General features: G+C 68.2%; 19 protein-coding genes and 1 other RNA gene. 11 read left to right on the top strand and 9 right to left on the bottom strand.

What is annotated here, in order from left to right:
- The first annotated feature begins 93 nt into the window (after nt 1-93).
- The 7 genes from BLQ28_RS22545 (at nt 94) to htpX (ending at nt 6,931) form a co-directional block, all read left to right on the top strand.
- Nucleotides 94-309, top strand: a complete 216-nt coding sequence (locus tag BLQ28_RS22545) for a YgaP family membrane protein (protein WP_093244722.1) — start codon at nt 94-96, stop codon at nt 307-309.
- A 3-nt stretch (nt 310-312) separates the two neighbouring features.
- Entirely contained in the window at nt 313-855 is a 543-nt protein-coding gene (locus tag BLQ28_RS22550) for an RNA polymerase sigma factor (protein WP_093244725.1), read from the top strand.
- Complete coding sequence (gene pyrC / locus BLQ28_RS22555) at nt 852-1,883, top strand: dihydroorotase (protein ID WP_093244727.1); 1,032 nt, start codon at nt 852-854, stop codon at nt 1,881-1,883. The genes BLQ28_RS22550 and pyrC overlap by 4 nt, the downstream gene beginning before the upstream one ends.
- A complete protein-coding gene (locus tag BLQ28_RS22560; protein WP_093244730.1) occupies nt 1,880-2,731 on the top strand; it encodes an NYN domain-containing protein in 852 nt (283 codons plus the stop codon). The genes pyrC and BLQ28_RS22560 overlap by 4 nt, the downstream gene beginning before the upstream one ends.
- Nucleotides 2,728-3,465 carry a DUF3025 domain-containing protein gene (locus BLQ28_RS22565; protein ID WP_093244732.1) on the top strand — a complete coding sequence of 246 codons (738 nt, stop codon included), beginning with the start codon at nt 2,728-2,730 and terminating at the stop codon, nt 3,463-3,465. The genes BLQ28_RS22560 and BLQ28_RS22565 overlap by 4 nt, the downstream gene beginning before the upstream one ends.
- 90 nt (nt 3,466-3,555) lie before the next feature.
- A complete protein-coding gene (locus tag BLQ28_RS22570; RefSeq protein WP_093244734.1) occupies nt 3,556-5,871 on the top strand; it encodes an IgaA/UmoB family intracellular growth attenuator in 2,316 nt (771 codons plus the stop codon).
- Nucleotides 5,872-6,055: 184 nt separating this feature from the next.
- A complete protein-coding gene (htpX, locus tag BLQ28_RS22575) occupies nt 6,056-6,931 on the top strand; it encodes a protease HtpX (RefSeq protein WP_093244737.1) in 876 nt (291 codons plus the stop codon).
- A 105-nt stretch (nt 6,932-7,036) separates the two neighbouring features.
- Here htpX and BLQ28_RS22580 read toward each other — a convergent pair whose 3' ends face one another.
- The 7 genes from BLQ28_RS22580 to tehA all read right to left on the bottom strand — a co-directional run bounded on the left by BLQ28_RS22580 (nt 7,037) and on the right by tehA (nt 13,651).
- Nucleotides 7,037-7,924, bottom strand: coding sequence for a ProQ/FINO family protein (locus BLQ28_RS22580; protein ID WP_093244739.1), 888 nt, complete (start codon nt 7,922-7,924; stop codon nt 7,037-7,039).
- A gap of 55 nt (nt 7,925-7,979) precedes the next feature.
- Complete coding sequence (locus BLQ28_RS22585) at nt 7,980-8,609, bottom strand: flavin reductase family protein (RefSeq protein ID WP_093244742.1); 630 nt, start codon at nt 8,607-8,609, stop codon at nt 7,980-7,982.
- Nucleotides 8,610-8,634: 25 nt separating this feature from the next.
- Nucleotides 8,635-9,324 (bottom strand): FG-GAP repeat protein, encoded by a 690-nt coding sequence (locus tag BLQ28_RS22590; protein WP_093244745.1) that lies wholly within the window; start codon nt 9,322-9,324, stop codon nt 8,635-8,637.
- Nucleotides 9,321-9,887 (bottom strand): VUT family protein, encoded by a 567-nt coding sequence (locus BLQ28_RS22595; protein ID WP_093245519.1) that lies wholly within the window; start codon nt 9,885-9,887, stop codon nt 9,321-9,323. Before BLQ28_RS22595 ends, BLQ28_RS22590 begins: the two co-directional genes overlap by 4 nt.
- A gap of 8 nt (nt 9,888-9,895) precedes the next feature.
- Complete coding sequence (locus BLQ28_RS22600) at nt 9,896-11,557, bottom strand: NAD(P)/FAD-dependent oxidoreductase (RefSeq protein ID WP_093244747.1); 1,662 nt, start codon at nt 11,555-11,557, stop codon at nt 9,896-9,898.
- Nucleotides 11,558-11,640: 83 nt separating this feature from the next.
- A complete protein-coding gene (gene cysK, locus BLQ28_RS22605; protein WP_093244750.1) occupies nt 11,641-12,561 on the bottom strand; it encodes a cysteine synthase A in 921 nt (306 codons plus the stop codon).
- A gap of 124 nt (nt 12,562-12,685) precedes the next feature.
- Complete coding sequence (gene tehA, locus BLQ28_RS22610) at nt 12,686-13,651, bottom strand: dicarboxylate transporter/tellurite-resistance protein TehA (protein ID WP_093244752.1); 966 nt, start codon at nt 13,649-13,651, stop codon at nt 12,686-12,688.
- A 98-nt stretch (nt 13,652-13,749) separates the two neighbouring features.
- Between tehA and BLQ28_RS22615 the strand changes: the two genes are divergently transcribed.
- Nucleotides 13,750-14,712, top strand: a complete 963-nt coding sequence (locus tag BLQ28_RS22615; protein WP_093244755.1) for an AraC family transcriptional regulator — start codon at nt 13,750-13,752, stop codon at nt 14,710-14,712.
- On the opposite strand, the gene msrB is transcribed toward BLQ28_RS22615, so the two are convergent.
- A complete protein-coding gene (gene msrB / locus BLQ28_RS22620) occupies nt 14,713-15,225 on the bottom strand; it encodes a peptide-methionine (R)-S-oxide reductase MsrB (RefSeq protein ID WP_093244757.1) in 513 nt (170 codons plus the stop codon).
- 213 nt (nt 15,226-15,438) lie between these two features.
- Here msrB and BLQ28_RS32755 point away from each other — a divergent pair, with 213 nt between their 5' ends.
- On the top strand, nt 15,439-16,488 hold the full coding sequence (locus tag BLQ28_RS32755; RefSeq protein ID WP_143012558.1) for a molybdopterin-dependent oxidoreductase: 1,050 nt from the start codon (nt 15,439-15,441) through the stop codon (nt 16,486-16,488).
- A 1-nt stretch (nt 16,489) separates the two neighbouring features.
- Here BLQ28_RS32755 and BLQ28_RS22630 read toward each other — a convergent pair whose 3' ends face one another.
- Nucleotides 16,490-17,389, bottom strand: a complete 900-nt coding sequence (locus BLQ28_RS22630) for a DMT family transporter (protein WP_093244760.1) — start codon at nt 17,387-17,389, stop codon at nt 16,490-16,492.
- Nucleotides 17,390-17,505: 116 nt separating this feature from the next.
- Here BLQ28_RS22630 and BLQ28_RS22635 point away from each other — a divergent pair, with 116 nt between their 5' ends.
- Both BLQ28_RS22635 and rnpB read left to right on the top strand, forming a co-directional pair.
- Nucleotides 17,506-18,303: an AraC family transcriptional regulator gene (locus BLQ28_RS22635; protein WP_093244762.1), complete on the top strand. Its 798-nt coding sequence runs from the start codon at nt 17,506-17,508 to the stop codon at nt 18,301-18,303.
- A gap of 37 nt (nt 18,304-18,340) precedes the next feature.
- Nucleotides 18,341-18,669: RNase P RNA component class A (gene rnpB, locus BLQ28_RS22640), an RNA gene on the top strand.
- The last annotated feature ends 62 nt before the right edge of the window (nt 18,670-18,731 follow it).

The raw sequence follows: 18,731 nt of genomic DNA on the forward strand, positions 1-18,731 counted from the left end.
GAATTTGCGGATTCCCGCGAACCGTTCGGCGGGTTCGACGCCTCCTTGTGTCCGAGGGTCTTCCTCATGCACCCAAGGATCGAAGGAATCGCCATGTTCTACGCCAAAAATCTTCCCGGTTGGGAGCGCGCACTGCGCATCGTCATGGGCCTTGCCGCCCTTGTTTACGCGGCCATCGGCTGGGGCTCGGCCGGCTTCGGACTTGCCGTGGCCATTGGCCTCATGGGCGCGATGTTCGCGCTGACGGGCCTGTTCGGCTTCTGCCCGATGTGCGCGATGGTCGGGCGCAAACCCGTCAAGGGGCGCTGAGCCGTGGCCGCCGGGATCGACCGCACCGATCTGATCCATGCCGCGCAGACCGGCGATCCCGTGGCCATCGCAGGGCTGCTGGCGGTGTGCCAGGCCGATGCGCGTCGCTATGCCCACCGGCACTGCCAGGCCAGCGACGTCGACGACGCCGTGCAGGAATCGCTGCTGGTGATCGCGCGCAAGGTGCGCGGCCTGAAGGCGGCCGCGGCTTTTTCGTCGTGGCTGTTCACCGTCATCAAGCGCGAATGCCTGCGGCTGCAGCGCGCGATGTTCCGGCACGACCCGCTCGACGAGGACGTGGCCGAGCGGCAACTGGCCAGCCGCACCGACGACGCACTGCGGCTGGACCTGACGCACGCGCTGGAGTCGCTGCCCGCGCACTACCTGGAGGTGGTGCTGCTGCGCGATTTCGAGGAACTCACCATCGCCGAGATTGCCGGGCGCCTGGGCGAGCCGAGCGGCGCCATCAAGAGCCGGCTGCACCGTGCGCGCACGCTGGTGCGCGAGTACTTGCTGGGGGGCGATGCGACAATCGCCCCGCCATGACAGACACCCTCACGATCACCCGCCCCGACGACTGGCATTTGCATGTGCGCGATGGCGCCGCGCTCGAAGCCGTCGTGCCCCACAGCGCGCGCCAGTTCGGCCGCGCGCTGATCATGCCCAACCTGCGTCCCCCCGTGACCACCGCCGCGCAGGCCATCGCGTACCGCGACCGCATCCGCGCCGCCGTGCCCGTAGGCACCACCTTCGAGCCGGTGATGTCGCTCTACCTGACCGACAAGCTGCCGCCCGAAGAAATCGCGCTGGCCGCCGAAGCCGGCGTGCGCGCGCTCAAGCTCTACCCGGCCGGCGCCACCACCAACAGCGATGCCGGCGTGACCGACATCCGCCACACCTACAAGACGCTCGAAGCCATGCAGAAGCACGGCCTGCTGCTGCTGGTGCATGGCGAGGTGACCGACCCGGCGATCGACCTGTTCGACCGCGAAGCCGTGTTCGTCGACCGCGTGATGATTCCGCTGCGCCGCGACTTCCCCGAGCTGAAGGTGGTGTTCGAGCACCTGACCACCAAAGAGGGCGCGCATTACGTGCGCGATGCCGACCGCTTCACGGCAGCCACCATCACCGCGCACCACCTGCTCTACAACCGCAACGCAATCTTCACGGGCGGCATCCGTCCGCACTACTACTGCCTGCCCGTGCTCAAGCGCGAGACGCATCGCGTGGCGCTGGTCGAGGCGGCCACCAGCGGCAGCGACCGCTTCTTCCTGGGCACCGACAGCGCGCCGCACCCCGCGCACCTGAAGGAACACGCACTCGGCTGCGCCGGCTGCTACACCGCGCTGACGGCCATCGAGCTGTATGCCGAGGCCTTCGACAGCGTGAATGCGCTCGACAAGCTCGAAGGCTTCGCGAGCTTCCACGGCCCCGACTTCTACAACCTGCCGCGCCACACCGACACCGTCACGCTCAAGCGCGAAAGCTGGACCGTGCCCGAGACCGTGCCTTACGGCGACGCCACGCTCAAGCCCCTGCGCGGCGGCGAAACCATCAATTGGAAGCTCGCATGACCCCGACGCTGCGCGTGATGCTGCTGATCGATGCCGACAACGTCTCGGCCGACGTGATCGAGCAGGCCGTGCAGCGCACGATGGACGACTACGGCGCCATCCATGTGCGTCGCGCGTATTGCAATGCCGAGATGGCGGTCAACCGGCAGGCGCTGTTCAAGCGGCTGTCGGTGCGGCCGATGGTCAACCTCTCGGCCGGCAAGAACAGCACCGACATCGCGCTCGCGGTCGATGCCATCGACCTCGTGATCGCCGAGCGGCCCGACGTGGTGGTGCTGGTGTCTTCCGACTCCGACTTCGCGCCGCTCGTGGTGCGGCTGCGCGAGAAGGGCTGCCGCGTCTGCGGCATCGGCCAGCAGGGCAAGACGGGTGAAGAGACCATCGGCGTCTATGACGCGTTCATGGACCTGGCGCATCACGGCGTGAAGCCTGCTGCGCGCACGGCGCCGGCGAAGAAGGCGGCGGCCAAGTCGGCGCCCGCGAAGACCTCGCGCGCAAGAAGCAGCGCCGCGGCGTCCGCGCCCGCAGCAGCGGTTGCACCCGCACCCGCGGCAAAGAAGGCCGCGACCAAGACCGCCGCCCGGAAGACCACGAGGGCTGCCAAGCCCGCGCAGCAGCCACTCGCGAAGCCGCAGATTTCCGAAGCCGCCGAGTTCATCCTGCAGGCCGTTCCCGCCCTGCGCAGCGGCAACGACGTGCCGCTCAACGACGTGGCGCAGGCGCTGCGCGCGGCCGGCCTGCTCGGCAAGCACGGCAGCTCGCTCAAGCTGTTCGACAAGCTCACGGCGGAATTCGCGGTGCTGCAGCACCCCGATCGCATCCGCTGGACGGGGGCGTTCGCGCCTTGACCCTGCCGGCGGTCGATTGGGCGCAGCCCTGGCTTGCGCCCTATCGCGCCCCTGGCGAAGCGGTGGCGCAGGCCGTTGCCCAACACACATCGGTGGCCGCCGCGCTGCAGGCCCTCAAGCCCGAGGGCACGCCGGACTTCGTGCACCAGGACGCATTGCCCGCAGGGCAGGCCTACGAGGCGCACATCTTCCAGACCCGCACGGTGCCCACGCGCGACAACCTGCACGACTTCTTCAACGGCCTCGTGTGGCTTGCCTTTCCGCAGGCCAAGCGCCGGCTCAATGAATTGCAGGCCGCGGAAATCGCGCGCATGGGTGTCGCCGCGGTGCGCGGGCCACTACGCGATGCGCTCACCTTGTTCGACGAAAACGGCGCGGTGCTCGATGCGCCGCCCGCGCTGTGGCGTGCGCTGGTGGATCGCGACTGGCACACGCTGTTCGTGACACAGCGCGAACTGTGGGCCGAAGCCCGCCTGCTGCTGTTCGGTCATGCGCTGCTCGAAAAGCTCACGGCACCGCGCAAGCCGATCACCGCGCATGTGCTGCTGACGCACACCGCCACAGGGCCGATGGCATTCGACGACGCCACGCTGGCGCGAAATTTCGATGCGAAACGGCTCGAACTGAAGCCTTTCGTTCCCTTGCCGGTGCTGGGCGTGCCGGGCTGGTGCGCCGAAAATACGTCGGCGTCTTTCTACGCCGATCCGCAGGTCTTTCGGCCCTTGTCGCGCTGAACTTCGCAGGTTCGCGAACGCGTTGCCGATGCCTCGCGGCCGCATCGCGTGCCGCACGCTGTTTCATCCTGGAGGAAATTCAATAACAACATGGACACCGTCATCATCGTTCTCAAGGTCGGGCTGATCCTCTACGCGATCTACAGCCTCATCGTCTATGCGACGCGGCGCTCGGGCAACCGCAGCGCCTTCAAGGACTTCCAGTCCGCGCCGGTGTTGCGCCGCATCACCGACGAAGAAAAATCCGCGCTGCAGCCCTTCCTGATCGGCCAGGGCCTCACGGCCGACGACGACGTGCGCGAACTCACCGGCGCCTTCGTGCGCCATGGTCTCGCGACGCAGGGCTCGTCGACCGAGCACGACACCATCGGCGACGTCGACGTGCTGCTGCCTTACGACGCCATCGATTACGTCGAGCCGCACAACGAGGCGCTGGTGGTGCTTGGCAAGAAGTGCGCGGTGGTCATCCGCCTCAACGGCTTCGACCTGCTCGAAGGCCGCCAGCGCGCACAGCGCCAGCAGGCGCAAGACAAGCAATGGAAGCGCGGCGAGATCGGCGCGCTGCCGAACATCGAGACGCCCGCCGGCGACATCGATCCGCATGCGCCCGTGGCGGCTTCCGAAGCCGCATTCGTCGCGCCGGACCCGAATGCGCGCTTCCAGCGCGGCGAGGTCGACATCCTGAGCCAGCGCACCGAGACGCCCGAAGAAGTCGCTAGCCGCGTGGGGCGCGGCGGTGGCTGGGCTTCGGCCCTTGTCTGGCTGCTGGCTTTCATCCTGTTGTGGCTCGCCACCTGGGACGCCACGCGCGGTGTGCACGCCTACCTGCTGGGCGCGGGGCTCCTCGCCGGCCTGTGCGCGGCGTGGCTCTTCGTGCGGAAGCCCTCGGATACGGCGCCGGTGCGGCAGCCGCAGCCGGTCAACCGCGTGCGCGGCATGCTCAACCAGATCGCCGTGGTCAACGCCAGCAACGTGACGATCAAGCGGGTGGGGCTCTTCATCGGCGACAAGCTCAGCTTCGTGCTGCCCTCGGCCTGGCGCAGCGCGAAAGACATGCCGTACGGCGAAGTGATCGAGGCCGAACTGCGCACCAGCGACTACAGCGCGGTGAGCTTCGGCGACAGGTGGTCAGTGGCCGACGAATGGCGGCGCTTCCGGCCCGTGTACTGGGGGCGCCATCTGCTGCACCTGCTGATCGGCCTGCTGGCGGCGATCGCGCTGGGCCTCTCGGCGCCCGACCTGCGCGGCCAGATGGCGCTGGTCGCGCAGTGGTTCTCGCACGGCAAGAGCCCCGCGTACACCGACGCGCGGCAACTGGCCGACAACCCGCCCCAGTGGGCCAGCTACGCCAGCGTGAAAGGCGAAGGGCGCTGCGAGATCGACCTGGCCCACAAGGGCGACGACAACCGCGCGCTGCCCATGGTCGACTGCACGACGGTTCGCTGGAACGGCAGCGCACCCGTCATTCCCGAGCTGAAGATTCCCGAGAGCATCCAGGCGCTGGCCAGCCCCGATTTCATTCGTGCGTCGGAGAACGGCATGGCCGCCAGCCTGATCGAGATGCTGCGCATGCAGATGGGGCAGGCGCCCGATCCGCTGTCGGCCTACCGGGCGCGCGAGAACATGCCGATGATCGTGCGCCACTTCGACCGCTCGGTCGCCACCATCGAGGCGGCCTGCAAGGAGGGCGAGGGCCTTGCGCCCGGCGACTGCAGTGCCCTGCAGCGTGCCGTGCTGAACGCGGCCGAGGCGACCGTGGAAAAAGACGGCACGGACACGGCCATTCACAACTGGAAGGAACTCGCCGCGAGCGCGCAGCCGGGCAAGGAGAACGCCGACCTCGTGGTTTCGCGCAAGCAGCTCGCATCGATGCAGCAGGCGGCGCGCCAGGCGGCCGACAGCTTTGTCGCGACGCGCATCGAGGCCGCGCTGCCCACCATCGTGCCCGCCAAGGGCGGCGTGGTGCTGGCGTCCACCGTGCCGATCGATGCGGTGCAGCGCAAGCCGGGCGAAGACGCCAGCACCGAAGCCGCCGAGGCGAGCGATGTCGATGCGGCCTCGGCCCTGGCCGATGACGACAACGATGCCTCGTTGCTCGGCCGCTGGGCCCGCCTGCAGCGCAATGCCGCGCCCGAAGGCGTGAAGCCCTTCGTGCTCGAGGGGCTCGTCACGGCGCGGGGCACGGACGACGGGGGCGCGCCCATCCTGCGCATCGATCCCGGCCTCGATCCGGCACAGGCCGCCTCCGCGGGTGCGTACACGCTCTGGTGGCTGTTCGCGGTGGGCCTGCTGTTGGTGAACGGCGTGCTGTTCGTGCTGCGGCTTGTGCAGAGCATGCGCCGGGGCACCCGGCTGCGGGCCGACATCCAGGGCCGCCCGGCACCGGGCGCGACAGGCCTCTTCTGAGACGGGGAATACGGCGGCGCTAGAACTTTTGCTCCTATCATGGCTCTACCGGATGCCGCCGTCCGGCTGCGCCCCATCAGAACGCACAACAACACACGGGCCGCCAGACCATCGGCCGGGCGTGGCTTGAAGTAGGCCCCCCGGCCCTCATCTGGGCGGCAGTGTTCCCCACGGAGAATTCAACTTGAAACGTATCCTTCTGTTCGTCTTGACCAACGTGATGGTCGTTGCAGTGCTCGGCGTTGTCGCCAGCCTGCTCGGCGTCAACCGCTTTCTGACGGGCAGCGGCCTGAACCTGGGCGCGCTGCTCGGTTTTGCGCTGGTCATGGGTTTCGGCGGCGCGATCATCTCGCTGCTCATCAGCAAGCCGATGGCCAAGTGGACCGCCGGCCTGCGCATGATCGACAACCCCCAGTCGCCCGACGAGGCCTGGATCGTCGGCACCGTGCGCAAGTTCGCCGACAAGGCCGGCATCGGCATGCCCGAGGTCGGCATCTTCGAAGGCGAGCCCAATGCCTTCGCCACCGGCGCCTTCAAGAACTCGTCGCTGGTGGCGGTGTCCACCGGCCTGCTGCAGAACATGACGCGCGAAGAAGTCGAGGCCGTGATCGGCCACGAGGTGGCCCACATCGCCAACGGCGACATGGTCACGATGACGCTCATCCAAGGTGTGATGAACACCTTCGTCGTGTTCCTCTCGCGCGTGATCGGCTATGCGGTCGACAGCTTCCTGCGCCGCGGCGACGACCGTTCGTCGGGCCCCGGCATCGGCTACTACGTGAGCACCATCGTGCTCGACATCGTGCTGGGCTTTGCCGCGGCGATGGTGGTGGCCTGGTTCTCGCGCCACCGCGAGTTCCGCGCCGACGCCGGCGCGGCCGCGCTGATGGGCCAGAAGCAGCCGATGATCAATGCGCTCGCCCGCCTGGGTGGCCTGCCGGCCGGCGAACTGCCGAAGGCGGTGGAAGCCATGGGCATCACGGGCAGCATCGGCAAGCTGTTTGCCACGCACCCGCCGATCGAAGAGCGCATTGCGGCGCTGCAGAACGCGCAGCGCTGATCGATGACCACCGCTCTCGGGCGGGCATGAAAAAAGCCGGCGCATGCGCCGGCTTTTTTGTGGGCGACGTCTTCGCCCGGTTCGCCCGATGTGGTTGTGTCGTCGTCAGGACGCGGCTGCGTCGCCGCCTGCGCCTGCTTCTTCGCTGGCTGGGGCTGCCGCCGCCGCTGCTGCAGCAGCAACCGCCGCCGCTTCGGCCGCGGCCTGGTCGCGTCGCACGCGCTCCAGCGTGCGCGCCACTTCCGCCGGGTCCATGCCGTACATCTCCGCGAACTCGGCTTCGCTGCGGCCGCTGGCCGTGAAGGCGCGGAACAGCGCTTCGCGCTTGGCGGCCTGGCGGCCCAGCTCGGCCACGGCTTCGTCGAGCAGGGCGTTGTTGGTTTCGTCCTGCGTGCGCACGCGCTCGGCATAGGCGTCGCGGCCCAGGCCCGAGGCCTCGATGGCCGCGATGATGCGCGTCACCACATGGGGGCGCAGGTCTTCGTTCGAGCGGGCCTGGCGGCGCTTGAACACTTCGAGGATGGCGTGATGCACGTGCTCGGGTGCCACCGGCTCCACGGGCACGCCCTGCAGGTCATGGCGCTGGTGGCCGGCGGCCACGGCTTCGAGGTAGCGCGTGGAGCGGGCATGCAGGCCCAGCGCGACCTTCAGGTCTTCCTTCTTGAACTCGTCGGGGTGCTGCGCCAGCAGGTCCTGGTAGACGCCCAGCTTGAGCGGCAGGAAGTGCGCGCCGAACATCTTCGGGTACAGGGTGAACAGCTTTTCGAGTGCGGGATGCACCTTGCGCGCGGGGCGTTGTTGTTGCTGCTGTTGCGGCTGTGCCTGCTTCGCATCTTGCTGCGGGCGTTGCTGGCCGTTGCGCGGCGCGCGGCCCTTGCCGCCGCGTGGCCGTCGCTGTTGCTGCTGCTGTTGTTGTTTCGGTGCGGTGTTGCCCGTGTCTTCCGTGACTTCGCGGACTTCCTGGATTTCTTGGGGCGTGGCGGTATCGGTCATCGATCGGGGTGTGTCAGGTTGGCAGCAAGCAAAAAGGGAATGGGTCCGGCGCTCATCAGCGCGGGCGGAACATCTTGAACATATTGTCGGGGCTGATCTCGAAGTAGTCGGCCGGGCCGCCGCCGCGCAGGATGGGTTGCGCAGCGGCAGTGTCGTAGATGCCGTCTTTCAGCAGGTGGCGCGCGATGTGCACGCCCACCACCTCACCGAGGATCAGCCAGGTTTGCACGGGCGCGCCGTCGAGGCCTTCGAGCTGGATGAGCTGCGTCAGCCGGCATTCGAAGGACACCGGGCTCTCGGCCACGCGCGGCACCGCGATGCGCCGCGAGGCCACGGGCGTGAGGCCCGCAAGCTCGAACTCGTTCACCTCGGGCGGCACGGCCGCGCACGACCGGTTCATCTGCTCGGCCAGCGGGCGCGTGGCCAGGTTCCAGCCGAACTCCTGCGTCTGGCGGATGTTGTGCAGGCTGTCCTTGGCGCCGATGCTGGCGAAGCCGATGATCGGCGGCGTGTAGTTGAAGGCGTTGAAAAAGCTGTAGGGCGCCAGGTTGAGCACGCCGTGCGCGTCCTGCGACGAGATCCAGCCGATCGGCCGCGGCCCGACCATCGCATTGAACGGGTCGTGCGGCAGGCCGTGGCCCTTGGCGGGTTCGTAGAAGTGGAAGTCGGTGGTGTCGTCGGACATGGGGTGGCGGGCATGCGCCTTCGCGTCAGTGCTTGTCGTCCTGCTTCATCGCTTCGCGATGGGTGCTGGTTTTCCAGCGGCCGTTCACGAGCCGGCCTTCGGTGATGTCCAGGTGCTCGCCATCGGTCGCCATCGCTTCCTCGCGGGTGTAGACCTTCTGCAGGCCGACCTTGGGAACCACCGCGTACTGGGTGGTCAGGTGCCAGCAGCAGCCCGACTTCTCGAGGGTTTCGAGGCGCTTGCGTTGGTGGTCGACCTGGAACATGCCCAGGGTCGACGTTGCCAGCTCGGTCAGGTCCGCGCTCGGCACGAAGGCCTTGCGCGTGCGGTTGTAGACGTACACGTCGTACGACGGGCCGCCATAGCTGCTGTTGTTGCCGTTGCGGATCGCCAGGTCGTCCTGGCCGTCGAAGTTGAAGTCGTCGACGATCAGCGCGCTCTGGTCGCTGTAGAGCTGCGTGGCGTTGACGGCGGGCCGGTGCCTTTTGTCCAGCAGGATGCTCATGTCCTGGCTCTCGAAGCGCTGGACCGTGGCATGCGTCTTCGCGTCGATCAGCTCGATGGTGGCCGGGCCCGAACACTGGGTGTCGTCGCAGTGGGCAACGACGATGCGCGCGGCATACGCGGCCGACAGCTTCGGTATGACGAACTCGGCCGCCATGGCAAGGCCCGGGCCGAGCAGCGCCGCGAGCAGGAGCGCGTGGCGCGTCTTCATCCGGCGTTGGCGGCGATGCGCGCGGCCTGCCGTCCGATCAGCAGCCGGAACGGCAGCAGCATCAGCACGCCGACGCCCAGCTTCACGCCGAGGTCGCCCAGCGCCCAGGTGAGCCACGGGCCGTCGGTGCCCGCGAAGGCGATGCCCCAGAACACGATGCTGTCGAGCACGGCCGCGATCACGGTGGCCACCAGCGGTGCGCGCCACCAGAGGCCGCGGCGCAGGCGGTCGAACACGCCGATGTCGAGCAGTTGCGAGGCGATGAAGGCCAGCCCGGACGCGGCCGCGATGCGCGCCGGCGCGAGCAGCAGCGACACCACCACCGCCACCGCGAAGCCCACCCACGCCACGCGCCGCGCCATGCCGGGGCCGAAGCGCCGGTTGACGAGATCGCTCACGAGGTAGGCCACCGGGTAGGTGAAGGCGCCCCAGGTCAGCCAGTCGTTGATAGCGAACTGCACCAGGATGTTGGAGGCCAGCACCACCGCAGCCATGGCCAGCGTGGCGACGCCGAGTTGGCCGGCGGTGGGGCGCGCGAAATGCAAGGGCGAAGAAGTCGTCATGGTCTGCATCAGGCGGTGCGTGCCTGTTCGGCTTCGGCCAGCACGCCGTGCGCCACGGCCTCGGCGACCTTGATGCCATCGACGCCGGCCGAGAGGATGCCGCCCGCGTAGCTCGCGCCTTCGCCGGCGGGATAGAGGCCGCGCACGTTGAGGCTCTGGAAGTCGTCGCCGCGCGCGATGCGGATGGGCGACGAGGTGCGCGTTTCAACGCCGGTGAGCACCGCGTCGTGCAGGTCGAAGCCCTTGATCTTGCGGCCGAAGGCGGGGAAGGCCTCGCGCATGGCTTCGATGGCATAGGCGGGCAATGCCTGGTGCAGGTCGGTCGGCGTCACGCCGGGCTTGTACGAAGGCGTCACGCTGCCGAGCGCGGTCGATGGCTTGCCGGCAATGAAGTCGCCGACGAGCTGGCCGGGCGCGTGGTAGTTGCTGCCGCCGAGCACGTAGGCGTTGGATTCGAGCTCGCGCTGAAGAACGATGCCCGCGAGCGCGTCGCCCGCGGCATTGGGGCTCCATCCTGGGAAGTCTTTCGGATCGATCCCCACCACGATGCCCGCGTTGGCGTTGCGCTCGTTGCGCGAGTACTGGCTCATGCCGTTGGTGACCACGCGGCCCGGCTCGCTGGTGGCCGCCACCACGGTGCCGCCGGGGCACATGCAGAAGCTGTAGACCGAGCGGCCATTGCTGGCGTGGTGCACCAGCTTGTAGTCGGCAGCGCCGAGCAGCGGATGGCCCGCATGGCGGCCCCAGCGCGCCCGGTCGATGAGGCCCTGCGGATGCTCCACGCGAAAGCCGATGGAAAAGGGCTTGGCCTCGATGTGCACGCCGCGCGCATGCAGCATCTCGAAGGTGTCGCGCGAGCTGTGGCCCAGCGCCATCACGACATGGTCGGCGCGCAGCTCGCTGCTGGTGCCGGTGGCCTGGTCGAGCACGGTGAGGCCACGCAGGTGGCCGTCTTCGATGTGCACGTCGGTCACGCGCTGCTCGAAGCGGATCTCGCCGCCGAGCGCCACGATCTGCTCGCGGATGTTTTCGACCACCTTCACCAGCTTGAAGGTGCCGATGTGCGGATGCGCGACGTACAGAATTTCAGGCGGCGCGCCGGCCTTGACGAACTCTTCCATCACCTTGCGGCCGAGGAAGCGCGGGTCCTTGATCTGGCTGTAGAGCTTGCCGTCGGAGAAAGTGCCGGCGCCGCCTTCGCCAAACTGCACGTTCGACTCGGGGTTGAGCACGCTCTTGCGCCACAGGCCCCAGGTGTCGCGGGTGCGCTGGCGCACGGTCTTGCCGCGTTCGAGCACGATGGGCCTGAAGCCCATCTTCGCGAGCATCAGCGCCGCGAAGATGCCGCAGGGGCCGAAGCCGATCACCACCGGCCGCGCCGTGCCTTCGGCCGCATTGGCCGGCGGAGTGTAGACCATGTTGGGCGCGGGCTGGATGTGCGGATGGCCGGCGTGCTTTGCGAGCAGCGCGGCTTCGAGCTTGGCGTCGGCCAGCTGCACGTCGCAGATGTAGACCGTGAGCAGGTCGACCTTGCGCGCGTCGAAGCTGCGTTTGTAGACGGTGTGGGAGGCGATCGCTTCAGGTGGGACGTCGAGCGTCCGGGCGATCAGTGTGGCCAGCGCCTCGGGCGCGTGGTCGAGCGGGAGTTTGAGTTCGGATATTCGCAGCATGTCGGTGGCTTGTGGTTATCAAGCAGACCGCGCATTTTAAGCGCCGGGGGCGCTATGAAAGCGATAGCTGGCCGATGGCCCGATCAGGCCGGCAGGAATCCCTCGACCGACAGATAGCGCTCGCCGGTGTCGTAGTTGAAGCCCAGCACCACGGCATCGGGTGCCAGCGAGGGCAGCTTCTGTGCGATGGCCGCGAGCGTGGCGCCCGACGAGATGCCGACCAGCAGGCCTTCTTCGAGCGCGCAGCGGCGGGCCATTTCGCGGGCCGGTTCGGCATCGACCTGCAGCACGCCGTCGAGCAGCGAGGTGTCGAGGTTCTTCGGGATGAAGCCCGCGCCGATGCCCTGGATCGGGTGCGGTGCCGGCGCGCCGCCCGAGATCACCGGCGATGCCACGGGCTCGACCGCGAACACCTGCAGCTTGGGCCACTTCTTCTTGAGCACGCGCGCCACGCCCGTGATGTGGCCACCGGTGCCCACGCCGGTGATGATCACGTCGATGCCATCGGGAAAGTCGGCCGCGATTTCCTCGGCCGTGGTGCGCACGTGCACGTCGACGTTGGCGGGGTTGTTGAACTGCTGCGGCATCCACGCACCGGGTGTGCCGGCCACGATTTCTTCGGCACGGGCAATGGAGGCCTTCATGCCGCCAGCGCGCGGCGTGAGGTCGAAGGTGGCACCGTAGGCCAGCATCAGGCGGCGGCGCTCGACGGACATGCTGTCGGGCATCACCAGGATCAGCTTGTAGCCCTTGACGGCGGCCACCATCGCCAGGCCGATGCCGGTGTTGCCGGAGGTGGGTTCGACGATGGTGCCGCCGGGCTTGAGCGCGCCGCTTTTTTCGGCGTCTTCCACCATCGACAGCGCGATGCGGTCCTTGATCGAGCCGCCCGGGTTGGCGCGCTCGGACTTGACCCAGACCTGCTGCTTCGCATTGCCGAACAGCCGGTTGATGCGGATGTGCGGCGTGTTGCCGATGGTCTGGAGGATGTTCTGGGCCTTCATGGAATCTCCTTGGATCAATGCGTTTGTCGAACGGACAGCGCGCATTGTGGCGCCCCATTGAGGGGGAGCAACTCAAGCCGGGCGGCAAAGCCACACCGATGCGAGAGCCCCGCCCGCCACCGCCTCAGCGCGAGGGTGTCGCCACAGGCAACAGGCGCCCGTTCAGCAGCAGCGCGATCGTCCTGAACGCCAGGAATCCGATGATCGCGTTGGCCGCCGCGAAGGCCACCGGCGCGACCCATTCGACGGGCCCGGTGGCACCGGCCGCGACCAGTCGCATGGCCAGGGTCGGCAGCGCCGCCACGCCGAAGGTGAAGGCCCAGTACGACGGCGCGAAGGGCTGCCTTGCGATCCACGGCAAGAGGCGCAGGAGCAGCAGGGCCTGGAACAGGCCGTAGCCGAGCAGCACCTGCGCGAAGAGGTCGGGCACGCCGTGGTTCAGGCTCAGGTAGGTGATGCCGCCCACCACCGGCGGTGCGAGCTGGATGCCCAGCACGGGGCGCAGCGCTTCGGGCAGCGGCTCGCGTGTTGCTGCGCGGCCGAGGATCAGCGATTCGATGGCCAGCCAGGAGAAGAGCCCCGCGCCGAAAAACCACATGCCCAGTTGCGGCCAGCCGAAGGCCGCCGCGGCCGTGCCGGCCACGAAGTTCTGCCCGACCGCCGGCAGGTAGAAAGCCGGCGTGACGAGTTCGGGTGCGAGCCCGCCCTGCCAGCTGCGCCCGTAGAGCCAGAGGCCGAGCACGAGCGATGCAGCAATCGACACGGCGAACACGGCCAGTGCCACAGCCCGTGCGTAGGGCAGCAGCGCCATCGCCGCGAGCATGCTGGACAGCGGGACCAGCGATGCGAAGGCCGACTGCACCGGGTGGTTCATCTCGGCGCGCGCGGCGTCGCGGTGGCGCAGCCACTTGTGGGCGTAGAGCGCCAGCAGCGCGAGCCACACCGCGATGCCGCTCCAGGTCACGAAAGTTGCGATGTCCTGCGGCAAATGCCAGAGCGGCACCGCGACGCGCCAGGCATTGCCCAGCGCCAGCACACCGACGGCGATGCCGAAGTAGGAAATGGGAATGGGGGCGCGCTCGGAAGTCATTCTGTTCACCTTTAAGAAGGATCGATGAATGAATTCTGGGCGCCAGGGGTAAGATTTTGAATGCTCAAAGCATTCTGAAAATTGTTCCATCGTCTCAAATGAATTCGCACCCCGATCCCCTGAGCGAACTCGTCGACTGGCTCGGCCTGCGCGGCCGCATGGACCTGCGCTGCCTGTTCGGCGAAGACTGGGCCGCGCCGCACGAGGCCATCGGCCCGTGGCGCGCGCCCTTTCACATCGTGCTGCGCGGGCGCTGCGAACTCTGGCTGCCCGCGAGCCGCACGCTGGTGCCGCTGGAGGAGGGCAGCTTCGTGATCCTGCCGCGCGGGCCGGCGCACGTGCTGCGCACAACGGGCCTGCAAGGCGAGGGCCGTGCGATCCGGCGGCGCACGGGCGAGCTGTTCGATCTCAAGACCAACCTCCGGCGCCCCGAGAAAGCGGACACCGACATCCTCTGCGGCGAATTCGAATTCCCCGGCCGCCGGCGCAGCGTGCTGCTCGAGGCGCTGCCCGAACCCATGGTGATCGCCTTCGCCGATCACCCCGAGTTCGCCTGGCTCGAAGGGCTGGTGCGGCTCATGGCAGAGGAGATCGCGCAACAGCGCGCCGGCGCCGCGGCCATCGTGGCGCAGCTGTCGGGCACGCTGTTCACGCTGGCGGTGCGCGGGCACCTGGAGACGCGGCCAGAGCTCACCGGTGTGCTCGGCCTCATGGCCAGCCCGCGCCTGGCGCCCGGCCTGCAGGCGATGCTGGCGCAGCCGGAGGCGCCCTGGACCGTGGCATCGCTGGCCGCGCGCTGCCACCTCTCGCGTGCCACCTTCGCACGCGAATTCACGCGGCGGGTGGGCACGGGGCCGCTCGAATTCCTGACGACGTTGCGCATGGAGCTGGCCTCGCGCCTGCTCGCGCAGGGCGGGCGAGGCGGACAGGACACGGCGAGCATCGGGGAGGCGGTCGGCTACCGGTCGGAGGCCGCGTTCAACCGCGCGTTCACGCGGCATGCAGGGATCACGCCGGGGCGGTTCCGGCGTGCTTCGGCCAGCGACGCGGCGGCCGCCTGATCAGGCCGCGCCCGGCGTGAACTTCATCGCCACGCCGTTCATGCAGTAGCGCAGCCCGGTGGGCTTGGGGCCGTCGTCGAACACATGGCCCAGGTGGCCGCCGCAGCGGCGGCAGTGCACTTCGGTGCGGGTCATGCCGAAGGCCTTGTCTTCGTGCTCGCCCACCGCGTTGTCCAGGGGCTGCCAGAAGCTGGGCCAGCCGGTCCTGCTGTCGAACTTGGTCTTGGACGAGAACAGGTCGAGCGCGCAGCCCGCGCAACTGAAGCGGCCGGCGCGGTGCTCGTCGTTCAGCGGGCTCGTGTAGGGCCGCTCGGTGCCTTCCTGCCGCAGCACCGCGAACTGGTTGGCGTCGAGCAGCTTGCGCCACTCGGCCTCGGTGTGCATGACCTCGAATTTCGCGCCCTCCGCGGCTTGCGCTGGCCGCATGCCCCAGCCGAAGGCGTGGGCGATGGCCAGCCCGAGAGTGGAGGTTCCGGCCGCGATGGCAAGGCGGCGTCGAGTGTCGTGCGTCATGGTGGTTCTCCGGCTGGCGTGGGGCGGAATATCGCTTTCGATATGTTCAAGTGAATACGACGATGTACATTCGCCCGTTGATTGCAAGAGGGCATTCAAGGGCCGACGGTGACGTTGCCTCCCTTAATTCGGACGAACGAGGTGCCGGGTTACAGCGGACGGCGCGACATTCGCTGTGTCGGAAAAAATACATCGAAGACGGAGACTTGAGATATGCGTTGGTCCAGAGGACTTGTGTCGGGCGTGGCTGCGCTCGTGCTCGCGGGTTGTGGTGGTGGCGGCGATGGCGGTGGTGTTTTCTTTCCCATCGTTCCACCGCCTCCGCCGCCCTCGGCGCCACCTCCAGCACCACCGCCACCCCCAGCGCCGCCTGCACCGGCGCCGGCCCCGGCATTGCAGTTGGGCGGCGCAGTCGACCTTCCGGGGGCGCTGACCGCGGCCGACCTCGCGGCGCGTGCCGCCATCACCCAGACCGTCAGTTTTTCCAGCGGCAGCGGGCCCCAGACGCACACCTACACCGGCACCAGTCTCTGGTCATTGCTGAACGATGCCGGCCTCCAGGTCGACGGCACGCGCAAGAACGATGTGCTGAGCCGTTACCTGCTGGCGACGGGCGCCGATGGCTACAAGGTCGTCTTCGCGCTGGGCGAGCTGAGTCCCGACTTCGGCAACAAGCCGAGCGCGATCGCCTATGCCGAGACGACGGCGGGCGTTTCCGCGCCGCTGGGCACGACCGACGGGCCGTTCCGCGTGACGGCGCCGGGCGACGTGAAGGGCGGGCGCTACGTGTCGAACCTGACGCGGCTCGACGTGGTGGCGGCACCCGCGACGGCAGCGGGCATCGGCGGCGGCCCGTCGACCTCGCTCGCCATCTCGGGCAAGGTCGCCACGCCGTTGAGCTTCGACCTGAATGCGCTGAAGGCCCTGACGCCGGTGTCCAGCCTGACCGTCGGCGGCAACACCTACACGGGTGTCAGTCTCTGGACGCTGCTCAACAGCCGGGGCCTGCCCACGACACCCAAGAACGTCACGCTCGGCATGTACGCCGTGGCGACCGGCAGCGACGGCTACCGGGCCACGCTGTCACTGGGCGAGATCGATCCGAACTTCGGCGCCAAGGGCGCGCTGGTCGCCTACCAGATGAACGGCGCGGACCTGACCACCAACGGCTTTGCGCGCCTCGTGGTGCCGGACGAAGTGAAGCAGGGCCGCTCGGTGTCGAACCTCATCGCGATCGAGGTGTTCGCGGCGGGCACGCCGTAGTTCAGGAGCCGGCCATGGCGCGGCTGCCTCGCAGCGGCGCCTTCCACAGTTCGGCCAGCAGCACGCCGGCCACCGTCAGCACGCCGCCGACCGCGTGGTACGCCGCGAGCGATTCGCCGATGACGAAGGCGGCGATCAGCGCGGTGAACAGCGGGATCAGGTTGAAGAACATGCTCGCGCGGCTCGGGCCGATGTGCGCCACCGTGTGCATCCACACCAGCGGCGCGAGCATCGAGGCGCCCAGGCCGGCGAAGGCGATCAGCGGCAGGTTGGCCGCCGACAGGCCCACTCTCGGCGTGAGCAGGTACAGCGGCAGCAGTGCCACCACGGCCACCACGATCTGCAGGTAGAGCAACTGCAGCGCCGGCACGTTCTTCATGCCCCAGCGCTTGAGAAGGATCACGTAGATGGCATAGGCCAGCATGGCCAGCAGCATCAGGCCGTCGCCCATGTTGGCGCCGCTCTTGAGCAGCGTGCCGAGGTCGCCCGACGACACCACCACCAGCACGCCCACGATCGACACCAGCGAGCCCGCCACCGCACCGGCCGTGAGCCGCTGGCCCAGCAGCAGGATCGACAGCGCCAGCACCATCATCGGCGTGAGCGAGCCGATGATGCCCATGTGCGTGGCGGTGGTCAGGTAGGCCGCGTAGTAGGCCAGGCTCTGGTAGACCACCATGCCCAGCAGGCCGAGCACCGCGATGCGGCCCATCTGCGGACGGATGGCCGTCCAGTTGCGCAGCACCGGCCGCAGCGCCAGCGGCGTGAAGAGCAGGGCGGCCAGCAGCCAGCGGTAGAAGCTGATCTCGGCCGGCGCGATAGTGCCGGCCGCCATCTTGCTGACGACGGTGTTGCCCGACCAGATCACGACGGCGAGCAGAGGGAAGGCGTATTGCCACATGACGGAGCTTTCTTGAGAGTGCAGGGCTATCATCGACGCGTCCGTCCTGAGGCATATAGCTCGATCAGGACATATGGTCCGGAATTACGGACCTTCTTCTTCGCCCGGGGTTCCGAATGGCCACGCCTGCACCGCGCTTCGTACCGATCCAGAACGTCGAGGGGAAGGCGGGGCCTTTCTACTTTCGCTATGACGAGTTCGGCGCCGACGTGCGGGCCGCGCCGCACAGCCACACCTGGGGCCACCTGAACTACGCCGCGCACGGCACCATGCAGATGGAAACCGAGGGCCTGCGCTTCCTGTCGCCGCCGCAGTACGCGGTGTGGATCCCGCCGAAGGTGGTGCACAGCTGCACGCTGCGGCATGCGGTCGTCTACCGCTCGATCTACATCACGCGCGACCTGTGCGAGCGCCTGCCGGCCGAGCCCTGCACCGTGCGCATCAGCCCGATCATCAAGAGCGTGCTGGCCGACTTCGCCGCGCGCGACGTGCACGAGCCGACCACGCCGGCCGATTTGCGCCTGGCGCATGTGGTGGTCGACCAGCTCGAAGTGGCCGAGGTGCAGCGTTGCTACCTGCCGGCCGCCGCGTCCTCGGCATTGGTGGCCGTGCTCGAAGCGCTGCAGGCCACCCCCGGCGACCACCGCTCGCTGGCCGAATGGGCCGACAGCGTGCACATGACCGAGCGCACGCTGGCGCGCCAGTGCCAGCGCGAACTCGGCATGTCTTTCGGCGACTGGCGCCAGCGGCTGCGCTTCCTGCGCGCCATCGACGCGCTGGAGGCCGGCCGCACGGTGCAGGAGATTGCCTTCGACCTCGGCTACAGCACCGCGTCGGCCTTCATCGCGATGTTCCAGCGCGAGGCCGGGACGACGCCAGAGCAATATCGGCGCGAGTTCTGCGGCATCGCCTGAAGAAGCACTTTCTTCATGAGGCGATAATCCACCCCGTGAAGCCCGCCAGACCGCCGCTGGTGCAAGTCTCGAAAGAGCGCACTGGAGGAACGTCCGGACTGCACAGGACAGCGCAGGAGTTAACGACTCTCCACCGTGAGGTGAGGATCAGAGCAACAGAGACGAGCCGATTGAGTTCGGGTGAAACGGGCAATCTCTGCGCGCAGCAACACCAAGTAGGCCAGTATTGAGGTGGTTCCGCTGAGCTGGCGGGTAGGTGGCATCGAGCCGTTTGGCGACAAACGGCCCAGAGTAATGGCGGTCACGCCGAAGGCTTCGCAAGAGGCTTTCGGTGCACAGAATCCGGCTTATCGGCGGGCTTCACACTTTTCCTTTTCTTTCCGATTTCCCACGGGTTCGCCCGCGGCATGGCGCCGCGGCGTGCTTGC

This window comes from Variovorax sp. EL159 (assembly GCF_900100965.1).
In the GTDB taxonomy this organism is placed as follows: Bacteria; Pseudomonadota; Gammaproteobacteria; order Burkholderiales; family Burkholderiaceae_C; genus Variovorax.

Excerpts from the sequence above, each read along its gene's own strand:
- BLQ28_RS22570 (WP_093244734.1), top strand. The coding sequence starts at position 3,556 with ATGGACACCGTCATCATCGTTCTCAAGGTCGGGCTGATCCTCTACGCG.
- BLQ28_RS22595 (WP_093245519.1), bottom strand. The coding sequence starts at position 9,887 with ATGACGACTTCTTCGCCCTTGCATTTCGCGCGCCCCACCGCCGGCCAA.
- pyrC (WP_093244727.1), top strand. The coding sequence starts at position 852 with ATGACAGACACCCTCACGATCACCCGCCCCGACGACTGGCATTTGCAT.
- BLQ28_RS32755 (WP_143012558.1), top strand. The coding sequence starts at position 15,439 with ATGCGTTGGTCCAGAGGACTTGTGTCGGGCGTGGCTGCGCTCGTGCTC.
- BLQ28_RS22585 (WP_093244742.1), bottom strand. The coding sequence starts at position 8,609 with ATGTCCGACGACACCACCGACTTCCACTTCTACGAACCCGCCAAGGGC.
- msrB (WP_093244757.1), bottom strand. The coding sequence starts at position 15,225 with ATGACGCACGACACTCGACGCCGCCTTGCCATCGCGGCCGGAACCTCC.
- BLQ28_RS22600 (WP_093244747.1), bottom strand. The coding sequence starts at position 11,557 with ATGCTGCGAATATCCGAACTCAAACTCCCGCTCGACCACGCGCCCGAG.
- cysK (WP_093244750.1), bottom strand. The coding sequence starts at position 12,561 with ATGAAGGCCCAGAACATCCTCCAGACCATCGGCAACACGCCGCACATC.
- tehA (WP_093244752.1), bottom strand. The coding sequence starts at position 13,651 with ATGACTTCCGAGCGCGCCCCCATTCCCATTTCCTACTTCGGCATCGCC.
- BLQ28_RS22630 (WP_093244760.1), bottom strand. The coding sequence starts at position 17,389 with ATGTGGCAATACGCCTTCCCTCTGCTCGCCGTCGTGATCTGGTCGGGC.
- BLQ28_RS22635 (WP_093244762.1), top strand. The coding sequence starts at position 17,506 with ATGGCCACGCCTGCACCGCGCTTCGTACCGATCCAGAACGTCGAGGGG.
- BLQ28_RS22615 (WP_093244755.1), top strand. The coding sequence starts at position 13,750 with ATGAATTCGCACCCCGATCCCCTGAGCGAACTCGTCGACTGGCTCGGC.
- BLQ28_RS22560 (WP_093244730.1), top strand. The coding sequence starts at position 1,880 with ATGACCCCGACGCTGCGCGTGATGCTGCTGATCGATGCCGACAACGTC.
- BLQ28_RS22580 (WP_093244739.1), bottom strand. The coding sequence starts at position 7,924 with ATGACCGATACCGCCACGCCCCAAGAAATCCAGGAAGTCCGCGAAGTC.
- BLQ28_RS22545 (WP_093244722.1), top strand. The coding sequence starts at position 94 with ATGTTCTACGCCAAAAATCTTCCCGGTTGGGAGCGCGCACTGCGCATC.
- BLQ28_RS22590 (WP_093244745.1), bottom strand. The coding sequence starts at position 9,324 with ATGAAGACGCGCCACGCGCTCCTGCTCGCGGCGCTGCTCGGCCCGGGC.